The organism is Micromonospora sp. CPM1 (genome assembly GCF_023896895.1).
In the GTDB taxonomy this organism is placed as follows: Bacteria; Actinomycetota; Actinomycetes; order Mycobacteriales; family Micromonosporaceae; genus Micromonospora; species Micromonospora tulbaghiae.
In genome coordinates this window covers 1-16,549 of record NZ_JAMHIU010000009.1, presented here as the reverse complement: position 1 = coordinate 16,549, position 16,549 = coordinate 1, and the positions used below count along the sequence as shown (strand labels likewise).

The window sequence follows — 16,549 nt, the reverse complement described above, 5'->3', positions numbered from 1 at the left end:
ACATCCCTAACTGTGAGTGGTGGACTTCGGTCCGAAAGCGTTCAGGAACCGGTCGCGGAACGACTCCATCGGCCAGACCGGGGCCTGCGGGCCGGGGTTGAGGCCGTCCTGCCACCCCCACCCGGCGATCCGGTCGAGCACGGCCGGGTCCTTCGCGACGACGGTGATCGGCACGTCCTTGCCGGCGCCCTCGCCGGTGACCGCCCGGGCCGGCTGGTGGTCGCCGAGGAACACGAGCACCAGGTTCTCGTCGCCGTACCGCTGGACGTAGGAGATGAGCGTGCGCAGCGAGTAGACAACCGCGCGCCGGTACGCCTCCCGGGTGCCCTCCGCCGAGCGGTCGGCGCGTGCGGTCCCCTTGTACACCGAGCCGTCGCCGACGTCGTCCCAGTCGACGAGCGGCGGTACCGGCGTCCACGGCACGTGGCTGGACAGCAACGGGATCTCGGCCATCACCGGGGCGTGCCCGGGTCCGCGCTCGCGGCGCTGGAACGTCGACAGCGTGTACTGGTCCGGCGGTGAGGAGAAGCTGAACAGCGGCCCCCGGTAGCCGAGTTCCTTCATGCCGTACACCTGGTCGGGGGAGAAGAAGTCGGCCTCCGGCCAGGCGCGGGTGAGCGCCGGCATGACCAGCGTGGTCCGCCAGCCGGCGCGCTTGAACGCGCCGTTGAGGGTCAGGTGGTCGCTGCGGACCAGGTTGGTGTAGCGCAGCTGGTTGTCCGCCCGGATGCCGCTCATCAGCGTGGCGTGCGCGAGCCAGCTCCCGCCGCCGGTGGTGGACGAGGTGAGGAACGCGCTGCGGCTGCCGTACCCCGCCGCGCGCAACTGCCGGGTGCCCTCGTCCAGGACGGCGTCCACCTCCGGCGCGAGGTCCGGATCCTCCAGCGCGACCCGGCCGTAGCTCTCCACGAACGTGAACAGGACGTCCTTGCCGCGCAACGCGGTCAGCAACTGCTCGCCCGGCACGTCCTGGAACGGGTCGCCGGCGAGCTGCGTGTTCAGCGTCTCCTGGTCGTTGAGGCCCGCCCGTACCTGCCGGGCCCGGTCGTGGAGACCGGCCGCCACCGTGTCGGCGGCGACCGGGACGCCCGGCACGATCTGCGCGCCGAGCACGGCGCAGACCACCCAGGCGGCGGCGAACGCGGTGGTCGCGCGCGCGGTCACCACCCGGTGGCCGGCCACGACCCGGGTCAGCCGCCGCACCGACAGCGTCACCAGCAGCGGTACGGCGAGGACCGCGACCACTGCCAGCGCCACCGCGCCCACCTCGGCGGCGCGACCGTACGACTCGGACAGGAACTCCGCACCTGCGCCGAGGAACGTCCAGTCGGCGATCAGGTCGAAGGGGCGGTCCAGGACCAGCGAGAACCCGAGGTCGGTGACCTTGAGGACGAGGACCAGGCCGAGTAGCGCGCCGAGAACCGTGGCCACGACCCGGCGCGGACGTGCCGGCAGGACCAGCAGCAGGGCGACGGCGATCAGCCCTTCCACCGGGATGCGCAGGAACGCGCCCGGGCTGAACTCGTTGACGTCGCTCGGCGCGACGAGCGCCACCAGCACGAGCGCGGCGGCCAGCGCGGTGACCGTAGCGGCGAGCACCCGCCGGGTGCGCCGCCTCGCCGGCACCGGCGCGTCGCCGGTCGTGGTGCGGGTCTCGTTGTCGTCGGTCGTGGTGGCGTCCGGGGCGTCGTCGCCGTCCGCCGGGCGGGGCAGGTCGGTCACCGGTGCCGACCGCCGACCTCGGCGGGCTGGCGCGCGATCCGCACGCCCGGCGTCCACTCGGGCCGGTGACCCGCCGGGGCGGGGGAGACCGGCGCGGCCGGGAGCGCGCGCGGCGCCGGGCGTACGCGGTGCCGCCACAGCCAGCCGACGTCACGGCCGAACGACTCGACCAGCAGCGCGAGCGCGCCGAGAAGCACCGCGACGGCGAGCGGCCGGGGCAGGACGCCCGCCGCCACCACCGCCAGCGCGATGCCCTGCGTGGCGGCGACCACCTTGCGCCAGTAGCGCGGCGGCAGCGACCCGCGCATCCACGGCAGCACCCAGCCGGCGGCGACGAAGACGTACCGCATCGCGCCGATCACCAGCACCCAGGCGCCCACCTGGTCGGCGACGTACCCGCAGAGGACCAGGACGAGGAAGGAGTCGACCTCCATGTCGAACCGGGCGCCCAGCGCGCTCACCGTGCCGGTACGGCGGGCCACCTGCCCGTCGACCCAGTCGAGTGACAGCGCCACGGCGCTCAGCGCGACCAGGACCGGCACCACGATCGGCTCGCGGAACGAGTCGACAGTCAACGCGGCCACACCGCCGGTGAGCGTCGCCCGGGTGAGCGTCACCCAGTCCGCCGGCCCGAGCCGGTCCGCGCCCGAACGGCGCAGCCCGTATCCGAGCGCCGCGACCGTCACCACCCCGAAGAGCAGACCGGCCAGCCAGCCGTACGCGCTCAGGCCGACCGTGCCGGTCAGGGCCGCGAGTACGCCGACCTGGAGAATCGCCCCCGCGAATGGATCAGTTCGAAGTGCGGACACCATGCCTCCGAGGTAGACGTCACGAACCACACCTGTGTACGGAGAACATGCCCGAACAGTTCGTTCTGATACCGGAAACGCGCCAGCAGAAGCAGCGGCATCAGCGGCTCCGCGCGCTTGTTCGCTTGCACGTAAGTACGTACTTCCGTACTATCGCTGCCGTGGCAAGCGTGGAGGAACGGCTCGCGGCCCTGGAGGCGCAGGTGGCCCGGCTGGCCGGCGAGCGGGACGCCGGAGCCGGCACGCCGGCCGGCGAGGCCGCGCCGACCGACGCCCTCTGGGCACTCGGCGGCCTGAAGCAGCGAATTCCCGCCGACGGTGCCGGCGCGGTGCTCTACACCGGCACCGTCCGCACCGGGGACCGGAACTACGACTGGCAGTACGGCGCCACAGTCGACGACCTGCTCGACGACGACTGGCCGGCACTGGCCGGCACGCTCACCGCGCTGGCGCATCCGGTGCGGCTGCGGCTGCTGCGCGAGATCCTCGGCGGGCGGCGCGGCACCGCCGAACTGGCCGGCCTCGACGGGATCGGCACCACCGGTCAGCTCCATCACCACCTGCGGCAACTCGCCGCCGCCGGCTGGCTGCGCAGCGGCGCCCGCGGGCGCTACGACATACCGCCCGAGCGGGCGGTGCCGCTGCTGGCCATCCTCACCGCCGCCCGCCGCTGACCCGGCCGGCCACTTCGACGGAAGGCAGCGCCATGCGTACCCCGATCGTTCTCGCCGTCGCCGCCGGCCTCGCCGCCTCGGCCGTGGCGGCGGTCCGGAAGCCCCGGCCGCCCCGCCTGGGCCCGCAGCGGACCGGCGACGCGGACCTGGCTGCGACCGTCCGCGCCGCCGTCGACGACCCCGAGGGACTGCGCGGCCTCGCGGTGGCGGTGGTCGAGGGCGACCGGGTCCGCGTCGCGGGCCTCGGCGACCGGGCTCGCGGCGGGCCGGCCGTCGAACCGGGCACACCGTTCGAGATCGGCTCGCTCGCCAAGGCGCTCACCGGAATGCTCCTGGCCCGGCAGGTGGCGGCCGACGTGGTCGACCCCGACGACCGGCTGGCCGCCGTCCTGCCCGGCGTGACCGGTCCGGCCGGTGAGGTCACGCTCGCCGAACTGGCCAGTCACCGGGCCGGGCTGCCCCGGCTGGCGCTCGGCTCCGCGGGCGCGATGGTCCGCACCTGGTGGGCGGCGTCCACGGCCGGAAACCCGTACGCCGGTTACGACGTGGACCGGATCGTCGCCGTCGCCGCGAACACCGAGCCGGGCGGAGACCGCGGCGCCGTCTCCTACTCGAACTTCGGCGCGGCGCTGCTCGGCCAGGCGCTGGCGGCCCGGGCCGGCGTCGGCTATCCGGAACTGATGCGCCGGGACGTGCTGCGTCCACTGGAGATGAACGCCACGCTGGCCGCCACCGAGGCCGGGCACCTGCCGGGCGGGCGGGCCGAGGGCGCCACCGCCGCCGGCCGGGCCGCCGACCCGTGGCTGGGCGCGGGTTACGCGCCGGCCGGCATCGGAATCTGGTCCACGGCCGAGGACCTGGCCCGGCTCACCGCCGCGATGCTCGCCGGCACCGCCCCCGGCGCCGACGCCGCCACGCCCCGCTTCGACGCCGGGGAGGACCGCCGCGTCGGGTACGGCTGGTTCACCAGCCGGTACGGCGACCGGGAGATCGTCTGGCACAACGGGGGCACCAGTGGCTTCCGGGCCTTCCTGGGCTTCGACCGGGCCGCCGACCGAGGTGTGGTGGTGCTCGGCAACACCACACGCGACGTGGACCCGATCGGCCTGCGACTGCTCGTCTGAGGTGACGCGGCGGTCACCGCGTCCGGTCGGCGGTGTCCTGCTCGCGCCGGGCCAGCGCCGAACGGCGGTAGCCGTACAGCGCGTAGACGATCGCGCCGAGCAGGAACCAGGCGCCGAACCGCAGCCACGTCACCGGGTCGAGGAACGTGATCAGCCAGATCGAGAAGATCACGCCGAGTGCCGGCACCACGGGCATACCGGGGAGCCGGAACGTACGCGGCGCGTCCGGGCGGCGGTAGCGCAGCACGATCACCGCCACGCACACCACCACGAACGCCAGCAGGATGCCGATGTTCGTCAGCTCGGCGGCCTGCCGGATCGGCAGGAAACCGGCGATCAGCGCCGAGCCGACGCCGACGATCCAGGTGACCCGGGTCGGTACCCGGCGGACCGGGTGGACCTTGGCGAACCAGCCGGGCAGCAGCCCGTCCCGGCTCATCGAGAACCACACCCGGGTCACGCCGAGCATGAACGTGAACATCACGGTGAGGATGCCGATGATCGCCCCGACCGCGATCACACTGGCCAGCCCGGAGAGCCCGACCGAGGCGAACGCGGAGGAGAAGCCGCTCTCCGGGTCGATGTCCCGGTAGTTCTGCATGCCGGTGAGCACCAGCGTGGCCAGCACGTACAGCACCATCGAGATGACCAGCGACCAGATGATCGCCTTGGGCATGTGCCGGCGGGCGTCCCGTGACTCCTCCGCGGCGGTGCTCATCGCGTCGTACCCGAAGACCGCGAAGAAGACGGTGGCCGCGCCGGTGATCGCGCCGCCGACGCCGAACGGGAAGAACGGCGAGTAGTTGGCGGTCTTCACGTGGAAGAAGCCGACCACGATCACCAGCAGCACGACGGCGACCTTGAGGCCCACCACGAACGTCTCGAACCGCGCGGCGGCCTTGATGCCCCGGGTCAGCAGGAACGCGATGAGCAGGCAGAGCACCACCGCGAACAGGTCCACCCGGTGCCCGTCGCCGGTGCCCGGCGCGCCGAGCATCCACGCCGGCAGGTCCGCGCCCAGCTCGTTGACGAGGAAGCCGAAGTAGCCGGAGATGCCGATGGCCACGACGGCGACGATCGCCGTGTACTCCAGCAGCAGGTCCCAGCCGATGAACCAGCCGACCGCCTCGCCCAGCACCGCGTACCCGTAGGTGTAGGCCGACCCGGCCTTAGGGATCATGCCGGCGAACTCCGCGTACGACAGTGCGGCGGCGGCGCTGGCCAGACCGGCGATCAGGAACGACACCAGCACGGCCGGGCCGGCGGTCTCGTTCGCCACCGCCCCGGCCAGCGCGAAGATGCCCGCGCCGATGATGCCGCCGACCCCGATCGCGGTGAGCTGCCACAACCCCAGTTCACGGGAGAGGCCCTCGTCGGTCTCGTCGGCGATCTGCTCGACCGGCTTGCGCCGTAAGATGCCCTGTCCCACCGCCATGCCGGCCCCTCCCCGTCGCCCGCGTCGTACCGCCCCGGGGCCACCGCGTCCGACGAGCCGCGACCCCGCCATGGAAGAACGTAAATCCTCGGCGCGAAGATCGCAGCGCGACGGCGGCGATCACCCCGCAGGTGGGCCGGCGACCAGCCGCCAGTACTGCCGTTTGCCCTCGTCGCGGACCACGACGCCGAGCCGGGCCAGCTCCCCGTGCAGCTCCCGGGTCTCGGCGTCGTGGCCGCCGTCGAGCGCCCGCTGCCGGGCGCGCAGCAGGGCGTCCGCGCCGGGCGGCAGGCCGGGCAGCCCTTCCACCCAGCGCCGGTACGCGTCCCGGTGCGGGTCCTGGCCGGTCCACGGCCAGCCCTGCCGGGTGAACGCCGCGCGCAACCGTTCGGCGTCCAGGTCGGACTTCTCCCGGGCCAGCTCGCCGCCGGCGGTGTCCAGCAGCACCAGTGCCCTGCCGTCGACGAACACCCCGGCCACGTCGGCGCGGGCGAGGTCACGGCCGTGCCCGTCGCGGTGCAGCCGTACCGACCGGTGGCCGACCGTGACGGTCAGCCGCTCGCGGACCGCCACCACCGCCAGGATCAGGCCGCCGAGCACGCCCATCCCGATCCCGATCGGGTACGACCGCTCGTCCGGCCACCGGGCGAGCAGCTCGAACAGGCCCTGGAACGGGAACCAGGCCAGCCCGGCGATCCAGCCGGACAGCGCGGTCAGCCCGGCTGCCAGCCCCGCCCCGAACAGCGGGAATCCCGCCCAGAACAGCACCAGCTCGCCGCGTCCGCCGTCGACGACGACGTCCTCCCCGGGTTGCCAGGCGGCCACGGTCAGGACACCTCCCGGCGCATGGTGCGGACCAGGCCGGCAGCCAGCGGCAGGAGCACCCAGACGGCCAGCGATACGCCGAGCCGGCCCCACTGCCCGCCGGTCATCTCGGCGCCGAGCAGCGGCTCCATCGTGTACGAGGTGTCCAGCCAGCGGGCCGGCTCCCGCAGCGCGGAGATCATCGCGGCGAGCAGGCTCCACACCGTGGGAAGCAGCAGGTAGGCGACGATCGCCAGCGGCGTGTTCAGCAGCAACAGGCCGAAGGCGGCGCCCATCAGCACGTTCACCACCTGGAACACGGCCGCGTGCGGCAGCAGTTGCCAGTCGAACGTCCAGGTGCCCGCCCCGCCGGTGGCGCCGGCGGCGAGCGTGCCGACGGCGGCGACAGCCAGGCTGACGAGCACCGAGGCGAGCGCGGCGAGCACCACCGCGGCGAGTTTGGCGACGATCACCCGCTCCCGGCGGGGCACCAGCGCGAACGTGGTGAGCGCGCTGCGCTGCGACCACTCGCCGGTGATGGAGAGGATGCCGAGCACCGGCAGGAGCAGCCCGACCGGCAGCAGCGACGGCGTGAAGAACGCGGTGAACGTCTGGTCCGGCGCGTCGAGGACGAACAGCTGCACCACCACGATCACGGCCGCGATCAGGCCGATCGTGATCAGCAACCAGCGTCCGGCCCGGGTGTCGGCCAGCTTGCGCAGCTCCACGGCGGTCAGCCGGGCCAGCGAGGGACCGGCGGTGGCCGGCTCGTGCCTCGGCGGGGCGGTCGGAACGGCAGTGGTGGTCATCGGACGGCCTCCTTGGTCGACGCGCCGGCGGTGAGGGTGAGGAAGAGCTGTTCCAGGCCGCCGCTGCCGGCCGGGCGCAGCTCGGTGAGGACCAGTCCGGCGTCCGCCGCGGCCTGGCCGACCTCGCCCGGCTCGGCCCGGACGACGAAGCCGCCGTCGGTGCCGGCGGTGGCCGGCAGCGCGGCCCGCTCCAGCGTCAGGCGCAGGGCGTGCGCGTCGCGGGCGCGGACGAGCGTGCCGGCACCCGCGAGCAGCTCGTCCTTGCCGCCCTGGGCGACCACCCGGCCGCCGCCGATCACCACCAGCCGGTCGGCCACCGCCTCCACCTCGCGCAGCAGGTGCGAGGAGAGCAGCACCGTGCCGCCCCGGTCGGCGAAGTCGCGCAGCAGGCCGCGCATCCAGAAGATCCCCTCCGGGTCGAGGCCGTTGGCCGGCTCGTCCAGGATCAGGACCCGGGGGTCGCCCAGCAGCGCCAGCGCCAGGCCGAGCCGCTGCCGCATGCCCAGGGAGTACGCGCCGACGCGGCGCCGGGCCGCGGTGTCGTTCAGGCCGACCTGGTCGAGTGCCGCCGCCACCCGCCCCCGGTCGACGCCCATGGTGCGGGCGGCGAGCGTGAGCGTCTCCCGCCCGGTCCGCCCGGCGTGCTGCGCCGAGGCGTCGAGCAGCACGCCGATCTCTCGCCCCGGGTTGGGCAGCTGCCGGTACGGGCGGCCGCCGACCGTCGCGCCACCCGAGGTGGGCGGTGTCATCCCGCAGATCATCCGCATCGTGGTGGACTTCCCGGCGCCGTTCGGCCCGAGGAAACCGGTCACCGAACCCGGTTCGCACCGGAACGTGACGTCCTCGACGGCGGTGTGCGGGCCGTACCGCTTGGTGAGCTGGTCGACTTCGATCATGCCGTCGAGCCTGCCGGGGTCACCCGGTCACGCGCTGCGGCCGGCGGTCGGCGTCACCGTCGACCTCCGTTCACCGCAGGCGTCGACTTTGGTAGCTGGTAGCCGGTCCGGACGGCTTCCTAGCATGGACGGGTGACCAGCGCCGCCGTACCCGACCATCCCTGGCTCCTGCCGGGTTCCCTGGTGCCCGCCCGGGCCGCCCGGCGGACGCCCCGGGACTGGTTCGTGGACGGCGTGCTGTTCGTGGCCTCACTGCTCTGGGTGCTGATCACGCACGCCGACGTCACCAGCGCCACCCCGGAGTTCGGGCTCAACGCCGGTCCGGCCTGGCTGGAGGAGGCCGACCTGCTCATCGGCCTGCTCGTCAGCGGCGCGCTCTGGCTGCGCCGGCGCTGGCCGGTCGGGCTGGCGGTGGCCACCGCGCCGCTCGTGTTCTTCTCGGTCACCTCCGGCGTCGCGTTGCTCGTCATCACGTTCACCGTGCTCGTGCACCGGCCGCTGCCGGTGGGTCTGGCCCTGGCGGCGTGGAACGTGCTGAGCCTGCCGGTCTACCTCGCCGTCCGGCCCGACCCGACGATGCCGTTCTGGGGTTCGGTGATCTGGACCGCGCTGTTCATCGGCGCGGTGGTGGCCTGGGCGCTGTTCGTCCGGGCCCGCCGCCAGCTGGTGCTGTCGCTGCGTGACCGTGCCGAACGGGCCGAGGCCGAGCAGCAGCTCCGGCTCGACCAGGCCCGGCAGCTCGAACGCGGCCGGATCGCCCGCGAGATGCACGACGTGCTCGCGCACCGGATCTCCCTGCTCAGCCTGCACGCCGGCGCGCTGGAGTTCCGGCCGGACGCGCCGCCGGAGGAGGTGGCGCGGGCGGCCGGGGTGATCCGGGCCAGCGCGCACGCCGCGCTCCAGGACCTGCGCGAGGTGATCGGCGTGCTGCGGGCCGAGGTCGGCTCCGAGGCCACGCCGGAACGGCCGCAGCCCACCCTCGCCGACGTGCCCGCGCTCGTCGCCGAGAGCCGCGACGCCGGGGTACGGGTCGGCGTGGTCGACGAGGTGGCCGAGCCGGAGGCGGTGCCGGCGGCGATCGGGCGCAACGCGTACCGGATCGTGCAGGAAGGGCTGACCAACGCCCGCAAGCACGCACCGGGCGCGGTGGTGACGGTCCGGCTCGCCGGCGGCCCGGGGGAAGGGCTGGCGGTGGAGATCGTCAACCCGTGGCCCGTCGGTGCGCCCGCGACCGCCATCCCGGGCACCGGCACCGGGCTGGTCGGGATCGCGGAGCGGGTCACGCTCGCCGGTGGCCGCCTCGAACACGGGCGGGACGCCGACGGCGCGTTCCGGCTGACCGCCTGGCTGCCCTGGGCGGCGGCTCAGTGAGCGCCCCGGTGCGGGTGCTCATCGTCGACGACGACCCGCTGGTCCGCGGCGCGCTGTCGATGATCCTCGGCGGCGTACCCGACCTGGCGGTGGTCGGCGAGGCCGCCGACGGTGCCGAGGTGCCGGCGGCAGTCGCCGCACACACCCCGGACGTGGTGCTGATGGACATCCGCATGCCCCGCGTCGACGGGCTGGCCGCCACCGAGGCGCTGCGTGCCACAGCCGACCCGCCCGAGGTGCTGGTGCTGACCACCTTCGACGCCGACGAGCAGGTGCTGCGGGCGCTGCGCGCCGGGGCGAGCGGATTCCTGCTCAAGGACACCCCGCCGGCCGAGATCGTGGCCGCGGTACGCCGGGTCGCGGCGGGGGAGGCCACGCTGTCCCCGGCGGTGACCCGCAAGCTCATCGCGCACGTCACCGGCACCGCGCCGGTGCCCGGCGCGGACCCGAAGCGGGAGCGTGCGGTACGGCTGCTCGACGGGCTCTCCGAACGGGAACGGGAGGTCGCGGTGCTGCTCGGCCGGGGCCGGACCAACGCGGAGATCTCCGCCGAGCTGTTCATGAGCGTGGCGACCGTGAAGGCGTACGTGTCGCGGCTGCTGACGAAGCTCGATCTGAACAACCGCGTGCAGGTGGCCCTGCTGGTCCAGGACGCCGGCCTGGTCTGACTCGCCGCACGGCGGGATTGAACTGCTGCCGTTCTCCGGCCGTACCAGTGGTCGAGGATGTGGTGCGGCCGTTCCGCCGTACCGCTGCCGAGCTGCGGGAGGCCTGCCGTGCGAGTTGGTGAGCAGTCGACGGACCCCATCGACCAGATCCTGGGCGAGGTGCCGGTACCGGCGCCGTTGACCCCCGAGGACGTCCGCCTCGCGGTCCGGGCGGTGGTGGTGCACGCCGCCGAGGAGTGGCCCGCGGGGCCGAAGTGCCGCAACGACGGGTCGTCGTTCCCCTGCCGGTTGCATCGCTGGGGCCGGCGGGTGCTGGAGACACACGGTCTCAACGACCGTCAGATCGACGCGCTGATCCGGCACGGCAACCCGTTCGTGCACGTGCCCTTCCCGTTCGTGCTGACCGGCCCGTCCGGCGCCCGTCCGGCCGCCGGTCAGGTCGCCCGTCCGGCCGGTCAGGCGGGCCGGCCGGGCGTACCCGCTCAGGTCGCGCGTCCCGGCGTACCCGGTCCGGCCGGCCGCCCGGTGCCGGGACAGCCGGCCCGGGCGGTGCCGGGTCAGGCCGCCCGTCCCGCCGCCGCGGCCCAGGCGGCGCGCGGTCCGGTCCCGCGGGTCGCGACGCCGCCGGTGCGGCCCGGTCTGCGCCCTGTCGCCGGGCGGCCGGCTCCCGCCGCCCGGCCCCGCTGGCCCCGGGCGAGCTGACTCCCGCCGCCCGGTTCCGGGCCGACCGCCCCCGGGCCCGCCGGCCCGGGTGAGCTGACGCCCGGCGCCCGGTTCCGGTCGCGTCGACGCCCCGTCGCGGAGCGGCGTCGGTCGTGCCGGAGCATGCCGGCGGCGGCCCGGCCGGGGAGCCCCCACCCCCGTGCCGGGCCGCCGTCACCGTGTCACTTGACGCCGCAGTCCGGCGCGGACCAGTCCCTGGTGTTCGGCGCCTTGTCCCGGTTGTTCTCCCGCCGCGAGTCCACGTGCGTGTGGTCGTCGTGGTCCGGGTAGCCGGGCCCGTAGATGCCGCTGAAGCCCTGGTCGCGGGCGGATCGGGCGATGTCGCAGAGGCTGCGGTGCTTGGCGATCAGGTCGGCCGCGTTGCCGTAGAGGTGCTGGCTGTCCGCGGCGCCGCCGACCTGCCGGTTGCAGGCGATGCTGCGGAACCCGCTGGTCACGTAGAGCGGCTTGTCGCCGAGGCTGCGCCGCAGCGCCTCCAGCTTCCACATGGTGCGCAGCGCGTTCTCCCGGGTGGCCGACGAGGAGAGCGGACCTCCGGCCCACCCGCCCTTGCCGCAGCCGTTGTCCAGCTCGGCGTAGCTGAAGTGCTTGGGCGTGCAGTCGCTGTCCTTCTGCAGGTCGTAGATCTTGGCGAACGTCTGCGGCCCGGCCACGCCGTCGGCGCGCAGCCCGTACGCGGCCTGGAAGCGCTTGACCGCGGCGGCCGTCTCCGGGCCGTACACACCGTCGACCCGGACGATGCCGCCGTACGCGGCCCAGCCGGCCACCCGGATCTGGAGCTGCCGGACCTCGGCGCCGGAGCTTCCCTGGGACAGCGTCCGCTTCCAGGTGTAGCAGCCGTCGGCGTGCGCCGGTGGCGCGGCCACGACTGTCGCCACGGCGGCCCCGGGCAGGGCCAGCGCGAACGCGACCGCCGCCCGCTTCAGGGTGTTGACGCGCACAGAGTCCTCCCGATGTCAGAGCGGAACTGGGATGGGACGGGCACATCGACCGGTACGTCCCGTCTCTCTCACCGTGACAGGTGCGAGGATTCTTCGTGGTGATTAGCCGAAATTGTTCTCACTTCGGCCGTTTGCTGGATATTGCCTGTGAATAGTGCCCGTTTGCGTACGCGCCGCCGGGTGTCGCCCGTCGGAGGTGAGCGGTAACGTCTGCTCCCGGACCCGGGCGGCGACCTCGACGGGCGGGGAGGTGGGCGTTGGCGCGTGGCGGCGTGTTCTGCGTCGAGGGGCAGTGGCACCGCGACCTCAACGAACGAGGATCCGTCCTGCCCACGCTCGACCTGCTCGAACGGCTCGGCCGGATCCGCTACATCCACAAGGACGCGGCCACCCGCGACGAGCTGTTCTACTTCGTCGACCGGTGGCTGCTCAAGCAGTACGCGGATCACCGGGTGGGCTTCTTCGCCATGCACGGCGAGCCGAGCCGGCTCTGCCTCACCGACTGGGACTCGGTCGAGCTGTCGGACGTGGCCGAGCGGATGGCCGGCCGCTGCGAGGGCCGCCGCCTCTACTTCGGCAGCTGCTCGGTGCTGCGCGCCTCCGACGCCACGCTGCGCGAGTTCCTCGACGTCACCGGCGCGGCGCTGATCTGCGGCTTCACCCGCGAGGTGGACTGGGTCGAGTCGGCCGCCTTCGAGACCGTGCTGCTCGACGTGCTGGCCAACGGTCAGCGGCACAACGCCGCCGAGGTGCGGATGCGCTCGGCACACTGGGCGCCGCTCGCCGCGTACCTCGGTTTCCGGGTCATCTACGCGAACGGCCGTGCCTGGCGGCCCTCGGCCCGCCCGCGCGTGCCGGAGCAGGTCACCGCGCAGCGGGCCGCCGGACGTCCGCGCTGAGATCGACCGGCGGGCCTGGTAGAACCGAGGGCATGGCACGCAGCATCGCGAAGAACACCCGGGTCGACCGGGACGCCCTGATCGAGTTCCTCCGCCCCCGCCACCACGTCGTGCTCATGACCACCCGCTCCGACGGTCGTCCGCAGTCCTCCCCGGTGGCCTGCGGCGTGGACGCCGAGGGCCGCCTGGTGATCTCCACCTATCCCGAGCGCGCCAAGGTCGCCAACATCCGCCGCGACCCGCGCGTCTCCGCGTGCGTGCTCTCCGACGACTGGAACGGCCCGTGGGTGCAGGTCGACGGCGTGGCCGAGGTGCTCGACCTGCCCGAGGCGCTGGAGCCGCTGGTCGAGTACTTCCGCAGCATCTCCGGCGAGCACCCGGACTGGGACGAGTACCGGTCGGCGATGGTCGCGCAGGGCAAGTCGCTGATCCGCGTCACGATCGAGTCCTGGGGCCCGATCGCCACCGGCGGCTTCCCCGCCCGGCTGGCCGACTGAATCGGTACGCGCCGGATCAGTACGCGACGGTGAACCGGGTGTTGCCGAACCGGGGATTCTCGATCTCGTCGACGATCGCCACCGCCAGGTCCTCGTAGGTGAGCACCGAACGGCCCTGCGCGTCGGTCACCGGGTGGTCGGTGCCGGTGCGGTAGTGACCGGTCCGCTCGCCCGGGTGGAACTCCAGCGGCGGCGGGGAGACGTACGTCCAGGTCACCCCGTCGGCGCTGGAGCGGTAGAACTCCAGCGCGTCGGCCTGGCCGTGCGCCGAGTCCCGGTACTCCTCCGGGAAGTCCGGCTCGTCCAGGTAGCGGGTGCCCTTCGGGGTGAGCAGCGTCGAGCCGCCGCCGACGTGGATCACCCGCGGCGGATCCGGCACCTCACGCAGCGTGTCGACCAGCGTCCGCGCGGCGTCGCGCCACAGGTCCCGCTCGCCGCCGCCGATGGCCACCACCAGCACATCCGCATCCTCGGCCAGTTCGCGTACGCTCCGCGCCGAGGTCGCGTCGCCGGTCACAGTGCGCACGCCGGTGGGAAGGTAGCCGACCGCCTCCGGACGCCGCACCGCCGCTGTCACCCGGTGCCCCCGCTCGACCGCCTCGGCGGCGATCCGCGAGCCCGCCGTCCCGCCGGCGCCGAACACGACGATGTCGCTCATGCCTCACAGGCTAGGCAGCCCACCGGCGGGTGGCGGGGAGTTCCGCCGAACCGGCTCAGTCGACGATCGCCGAGTAGACGAGCTGGCGAAGCTGGCTGCGCAGCGGGTACGTGCTCGACGGCATCAACTGGGTGAACAGCAGCGCGGTGACCTCCTCCACCGGGTCCACCCAGAACGCGGTGCTGGCCAGGCCGCCCCAGTAGAACTCGCCGACGCTGCTCGGCACGCGCGACGGCACCGGGTCCAGCACCACCGCGAAGCCCAGCCCGAAGCCGATCCCGTCGAGGACCGTCTCGGCGAAGCCCTCCGGCGAGAACGAGGCCAGATCCCGGTCGCCCGGCAGATGGTTGCGGGTCATGAAGCGCACCGTGCGGGGGCCGAGCAGGCGCACCCCGTCCAGCTCGCCGCCGCGCAGCAGGAACTGGGTGAACCGGTGATAGTCCGCCGCGGTGGAGACCAGCCCGCCGCCGCCGGAGTGCCAGGTCGGCTCCGCCAGCGCGGCCCGGCCCACCCCGTCGGCGCGTACCGCCTGGCCGGTGGCCGGGTGCGGCGCGTAGAGGGCGGCCAGGCGCTTCGCGTCCGCCGCGTCCACCCACCAGCGCGTGTCGGTCATCCCCAGCGGGCCGAGGATCCGCTCGGCGAAGAACGCGTCCAGCGACTGCCCGGAGATCACCTCGACCAGGCGGCCCAGCACGTCGGTGGAGACGCCGTAGTTCCAGCTCGTGCCCGGCTGGAACAGCAGCGGCAGCCGGGCCAGCCCGGCCGACGCCGCCGCCAGGTCCGCGCCCGCCGGCACGCCGAGGTCGAAACCCGCCGCCCGGTACAGGCCGTCGACCACCGAGACCTGGGCGAAGCCGTACGTCAGGCCCGCCGTGTGGGTGAGCAGGTGCCAGATCCGGATCGGCTCGACCGCCGGCACCGTGTACGGCTTGAGCACCGAACCCCGGTCGTAGACGCGTACGTCGGCGAACTCCGGCAGCCAGCGGCTGACCGGGTCGTTCAGCTCGAACCGGCCCTCCTCCCAGAGCATCATCGCCGCGACCGAGGTGATCGGCTTGGTCATCGAGTAGATGCGCCAGAGCGTGTCCGGCTCGACCGGCGTACCGGCCTCCCGGTCGCGCAGCCCGTACGTCGAGGAGTGGGCGACCTCGCCGCGGCGGCTGACGACGATCTGCCAGCCGGCGAGCCGGCCGTCGTCGACGTACCGGGCGAAGTGCTCGTCGATCCGCGCCAGCCGGGCGGGATCGAATCCGACACGGCCGGGGTCGGTGCTCACGGTGACACTCACGACGCGAACCTACCCGCAGGTACCGCGGCCGGGAAGTGTCACTAGGGTCGGTGGCATGCCCGAGCCGGTCGAGGACGTCACCTACCGCCAGCAGGACTGGTACGCCGAGGAGCTGGCCGACCGGCACTTCGTGCGGTGCGAGTTCTTCCACGTCGACCTGACCGAGGCGGTCAGCCGGGGCGCGGTCTTCACCGACTGCGTGTTCGGCAACGTCGCGTTCAACGCCTCCCGGCACACCGACTCGGCGTTCACCAGGTGCTCGTTCAGCAAGTGCAACCTCTTCGAGGCCGAGTTCACCGGCTGCAAGCTGGTCGGCAGCACGTTCGACCGCTGCGACCTGCGCCCGCTGCGGATCGACCGGGGCGACTGGTCGTTCGTCACGCTCGCCGGGGCCGACCTGCGCGGGGCGCGGATCACCGACGTACGCATGCGGGAGGTCGACCTGACCGGCGCCGACCTCACCGGCGCGACGCTGACCGGCGTGGACCTGTCCGGCGCCCAGTTGCACGCCGCCAAGCTGATCCGGGCCGACCTGCGCGGCAGCGACCTGTCCTCGCTCGACCCGACGGCGGTGCAGCGTGCCGACGCACGGATCGACGCCGAGCAGGCCGTGGTGCTGGCGCAGGCGCTCGGTTTCCAGGTCGGCTGAGTCCGCCGGGAAATGTGCCGCGGGTTGTCAGGTTTTCCGGACACACTCGGGCGCATGACATGGTGGTCCGACCTGGTGGCGGCCGAGCCCGAGTTCGCGGCGCGGGTGCGCGCCCGCTTCGCGGTCCGCAAGCACGGCACGATGGCGACAGTGCGGCGGGACGGCTCGCCGCGGATCAGCGGCACCGAGTTCGACTTCGGTGACGACGGGCAGCTGCGGCTGGGCAGCATGGCCGGCGCGGTCAAGGCGCTCGACCTGCGCCGCGATCCCCGGGTGGCGCTGCACAGCCCGACCGAGGACGCCCCGCCGGACGACCCGTCCACCTGGGACGGGGACGCGAAGATCGCCGGCCGGGCGCACGAGGAGCCGCCCGCCGAGGACGGCTCGCACCGCTTCCGGATCGAGCTGACCGAGGTGGTGCTCACCCGAGTAGGCAACCCGCCCGACCACCTCCTGATTGAGAGCTGGCACCCCGACCGAGGCCTACAGCAACGCACCCGCCACTGACCACAACCCCCGCAACCCCCCGCCCCGCACCCCCCCGGCCCCGCACCCCGCCGACCCCGCACCCGACCGACCCCG

The 16,549-nt window shown here is 73.8% G+C and carries 18 protein-coding genes; 9 read left to right on the top strand and 9 right to left on the bottom strand.

The features are described from left to right. Positions 1-6: 6 nt before the first annotated feature. Both M8C11_RS12830 and M8C11_RS12825 read right to left on the bottom strand, forming a co-directional pair. Complete coding sequence (locus M8C11_RS12830; protein ID WP_252449677.1) at positions 7-1,722, bottom strand: sulfatase; 1,716 nt, start codon at positions 1,720-1,722, stop codon at positions 7-9. Next, on the bottom strand, positions 1,719-2,534 hold the full coding sequence (locus M8C11_RS12825; protein WP_252449676.1) for a CDP-alcohol phosphatidyltransferase family protein: 816 nt from the start codon (positions 2,532-2,534) through the stop codon (positions 1,719-1,721). The genes M8C11_RS12830 and M8C11_RS12825 overlap by 4 nt, the downstream gene beginning before the upstream one ends. A gap of 158 nt (positions 2,535-2,692) precedes the next feature. On the opposite strand from M8C11_RS12825, the gene M8C11_RS12820 reads away from it, so the two are divergent. Continuing rightward, positions 2,693-3,205: a helix-turn-helix transcriptional regulator gene (locus M8C11_RS12820; RefSeq protein WP_252449675.1), complete on the top strand. Its 513-nt coding sequence runs from the start codon at positions 2,693-2,695 to the stop codon at positions 3,203-3,205. A gap of 32 nt (positions 3,206-3,237) precedes the next feature. Next, positions 3,238-4,329 carry a serine hydrolase gene (locus M8C11_RS12815; RefSeq protein ID WP_252449674.1) on the top strand — a complete coding sequence of 364 codons (1,092 nt, stop codon included), beginning with the start codon at positions 3,238-3,240 and terminating at the stop codon, positions 4,327-4,329. Between the two features lie 13 nt (positions 4,330-4,342). Here the strand turns inward: M8C11_RS12815 and M8C11_RS12810 are convergent, their stop codons facing one another. From M8C11_RS12810 to M8C11_RS12795, 4 genes are all read right to left on the bottom strand, one after another. Continuing rightward, positions 4,343-5,764: an amino acid permease gene (locus tag M8C11_RS12810; protein WP_252449673.1), complete on the bottom strand. Its 1,422-nt coding sequence runs from the start codon at positions 5,762-5,764 to the stop codon at positions 4,343-4,345. A 120-nt stretch (positions 5,765-5,884) separates the two neighbouring features. Further along, positions 5,885-6,589: a hypothetical protein gene (locus M8C11_RS12805; protein ID WP_252449672.1), complete on the bottom strand. Its 705-nt coding sequence runs from the start codon at positions 6,587-6,589 to the stop codon at positions 5,885-5,887. Positions 6,590-6,591: 2 nt separating this feature from the next. Next, entirely contained in the window at positions 6,592-7,377 is a 786-nt protein-coding gene (locus M8C11_RS12800; RefSeq protein ID WP_252449671.1) for an ABC transporter permease, read from the bottom strand. Beyond that, positions 7,374-8,273, bottom strand: coding sequence for an ABC transporter ATP-binding protein (locus tag M8C11_RS12795; protein WP_091419001.1), 900 nt, complete (start codon positions 8,271-8,273; stop codon positions 7,374-7,376). Before M8C11_RS12795 ends, M8C11_RS12800 begins: the two co-directional genes overlap by 4 nt. Before the next feature lie 132 nt (positions 8,274-8,405). On the opposite strand from M8C11_RS12795, the gene M8C11_RS12790 reads away from it, so the two are divergent. The 3 genes from M8C11_RS12790 to M8C11_RS12780 all read left to right on the top strand — a co-directional run bounded on the left by M8C11_RS12790 (position 8,406) and on the right by M8C11_RS12780 (position 11,014). After that, positions 8,406-9,644: a sensor histidine kinase gene (locus tag M8C11_RS12790; protein WP_252449670.1), complete on the top strand. Its 1,239-nt coding sequence runs from the start codon at positions 8,406-8,408 to the stop codon at positions 9,642-9,644. After that, positions 9,641-10,312, top strand: a complete 672-nt coding sequence (locus tag M8C11_RS12785; RefSeq protein WP_252449669.1) for a response regulator transcription factor — start codon at positions 9,641-9,643, stop codon at positions 10,310-10,312. Before M8C11_RS12790 ends, M8C11_RS12785 begins: the two co-directional genes overlap by 4 nt. A gap of 108 nt (positions 10,313-10,420) precedes the next feature. Next, a complete protein-coding gene (locus tag M8C11_RS12780; protein ID WP_252449668.1) occupies positions 10,421-11,014 on the top strand; it encodes a hypothetical protein in 594 nt (197 codons plus the stop codon). Positions 11,015-11,196: 182 nt separating this feature from the next. Here the strand turns inward: M8C11_RS12780 and M8C11_RS12775 are convergent, their stop codons facing one another. Then, complete coding sequence (locus M8C11_RS12775) at positions 11,197-11,976, bottom strand: D-Ala-D-Ala carboxypeptidase family metallohydrolase (RefSeq protein WP_120571431.1); 780 nt, start codon at positions 11,974-11,976, stop codon at positions 11,197-11,199. 257 nt (positions 11,977-12,233) lie between these two features. Between M8C11_RS12775 and M8C11_RS12770 the strand changes: the two genes are divergently transcribed. Next, positions 12,234-12,875 (top strand): DUF6642 family protein, encoded by a 642-nt coding sequence (locus tag M8C11_RS12770; protein WP_091419014.1) that lies wholly within the window; start codon positions 12,234-12,236, stop codon positions 12,873-12,875. 32 nt (positions 12,876-12,907) lie between these two features. Next, entirely contained in the window at positions 12,908-13,372 is a 465-nt protein-coding gene (locus tag M8C11_RS12765) for a PPOX class F420-dependent oxidoreductase (protein WP_030272926.1), read from the top strand. 16 nt (positions 13,373-13,388) lie between these two features. On the opposite strand, the gene M8C11_RS12760 is transcribed toward M8C11_RS12765, so the two are convergent. Together M8C11_RS12760 and M8C11_RS12755 are read right to left on the bottom strand one after the other, a co-directional pair. Next, positions 13,389-14,030 carry an NAD(P)-dependent oxidoreductase gene (locus tag M8C11_RS12760; protein ID WP_120571428.1) on the bottom strand — a complete coding sequence of 214 codons (642 nt, stop codon included), beginning with the start codon at positions 14,028-14,030 and terminating at the stop codon, positions 13,389-13,391. A gap of 55 nt (positions 14,031-14,085) precedes the next feature. After that, positions 14,086-15,318, bottom strand: coding sequence for a serine hydrolase (locus M8C11_RS12755; RefSeq protein ID WP_252449667.1), 1,233 nt, complete (start codon positions 15,316-15,318; stop codon positions 14,086-14,088). A gap of 55 nt (positions 15,319-15,373) precedes the next feature. On the opposite strand from M8C11_RS12755, the gene M8C11_RS12750 reads away from it, so the two are divergent. Together M8C11_RS12750 and M8C11_RS12745 are read left to right on the top strand one after the other, a co-directional pair. After that, complete coding sequence (locus M8C11_RS12750; RefSeq protein WP_252449666.1) at positions 15,374-15,967, top strand: pentapeptide repeat-containing protein; 594 nt, start codon at positions 15,374-15,376, stop codon at positions 15,965-15,967. 54 nt (positions 15,968-16,021) lie between these two features. Next, the gene (locus M8C11_RS12745) at positions 16,022-16,474 is read left to right on the top strand and encodes a pyridoxamine 5'-phosphate oxidase family protein (RefSeq protein ID WP_252449665.1); all 453 of its coding nucleotides are present in this window, start codon (positions 16,022-16,024) and stop codon (positions 16,472-16,474) included. Positions 16,475-16,549 lie beyond the last annotated feature (75 nt).

Bases quoted from the DNA above. Each gene is read 5' to 3' on its own strand.
- M8C11_RS12825 (WP_252449676.1), bottom strand. From the start codon at position 2,534: ATGGTGTCCGCACTTCGAACTGATCCATTCGCGGGGGCGATTCTCCAG.
- M8C11_RS12815 (WP_252449674.1), top strand. From the start codon at position 3,238: ATGCGTACCCCGATCGTTCTCGCCGTCGCCGCCGGCCTCGCCGCCTCG.
- M8C11_RS12810 (WP_252449673.1), bottom strand. From the start codon at position 5,764: ATGGCGGTGGGACAGGGCATCTTACGGCGCAAGCCGGTCGAGCAGATC.
- M8C11_RS12800 (WP_252449671.1), bottom strand. From the start codon at position 7,377: ATGACCACCACTGCCGTTCCGACCGCCCCGCCGAGGCACGAGCCGGCC.
- M8C11_RS12795 (WP_091419001.1), bottom strand. From the start codon at position 8,273: ATGATCGAAGTCGACCAGCTCACCAAGCGGTACGGCCCGCACACCGCC.
- M8C11_RS12765 (WP_030272926.1), top strand. From the start codon at position 12,908: ATGGCACGCAGCATCGCGAAGAACACCCGGGTCGACCGGGACGCCCTG.
- M8C11_RS12760 (WP_120571428.1), bottom strand. From the start codon at position 14,030: ATGAGCGACATCGTCGTGTTCGGCGCCGGCGGGACGGCGGGCTCGCGG.
- M8C11_RS12750 (WP_252449666.1), top strand. From the start codon at position 15,374: ATGCCCGAGCCGGTCGAGGACGTCACCTACCGCCAGCAGGACTGGTAC.
- M8C11_RS12745 (WP_252449665.1), top strand. From the start codon at position 16,022: ATGACATGGTGGTCCGACCTGGTGGCGGCCGAGCCCGAGTTCGCGGCG.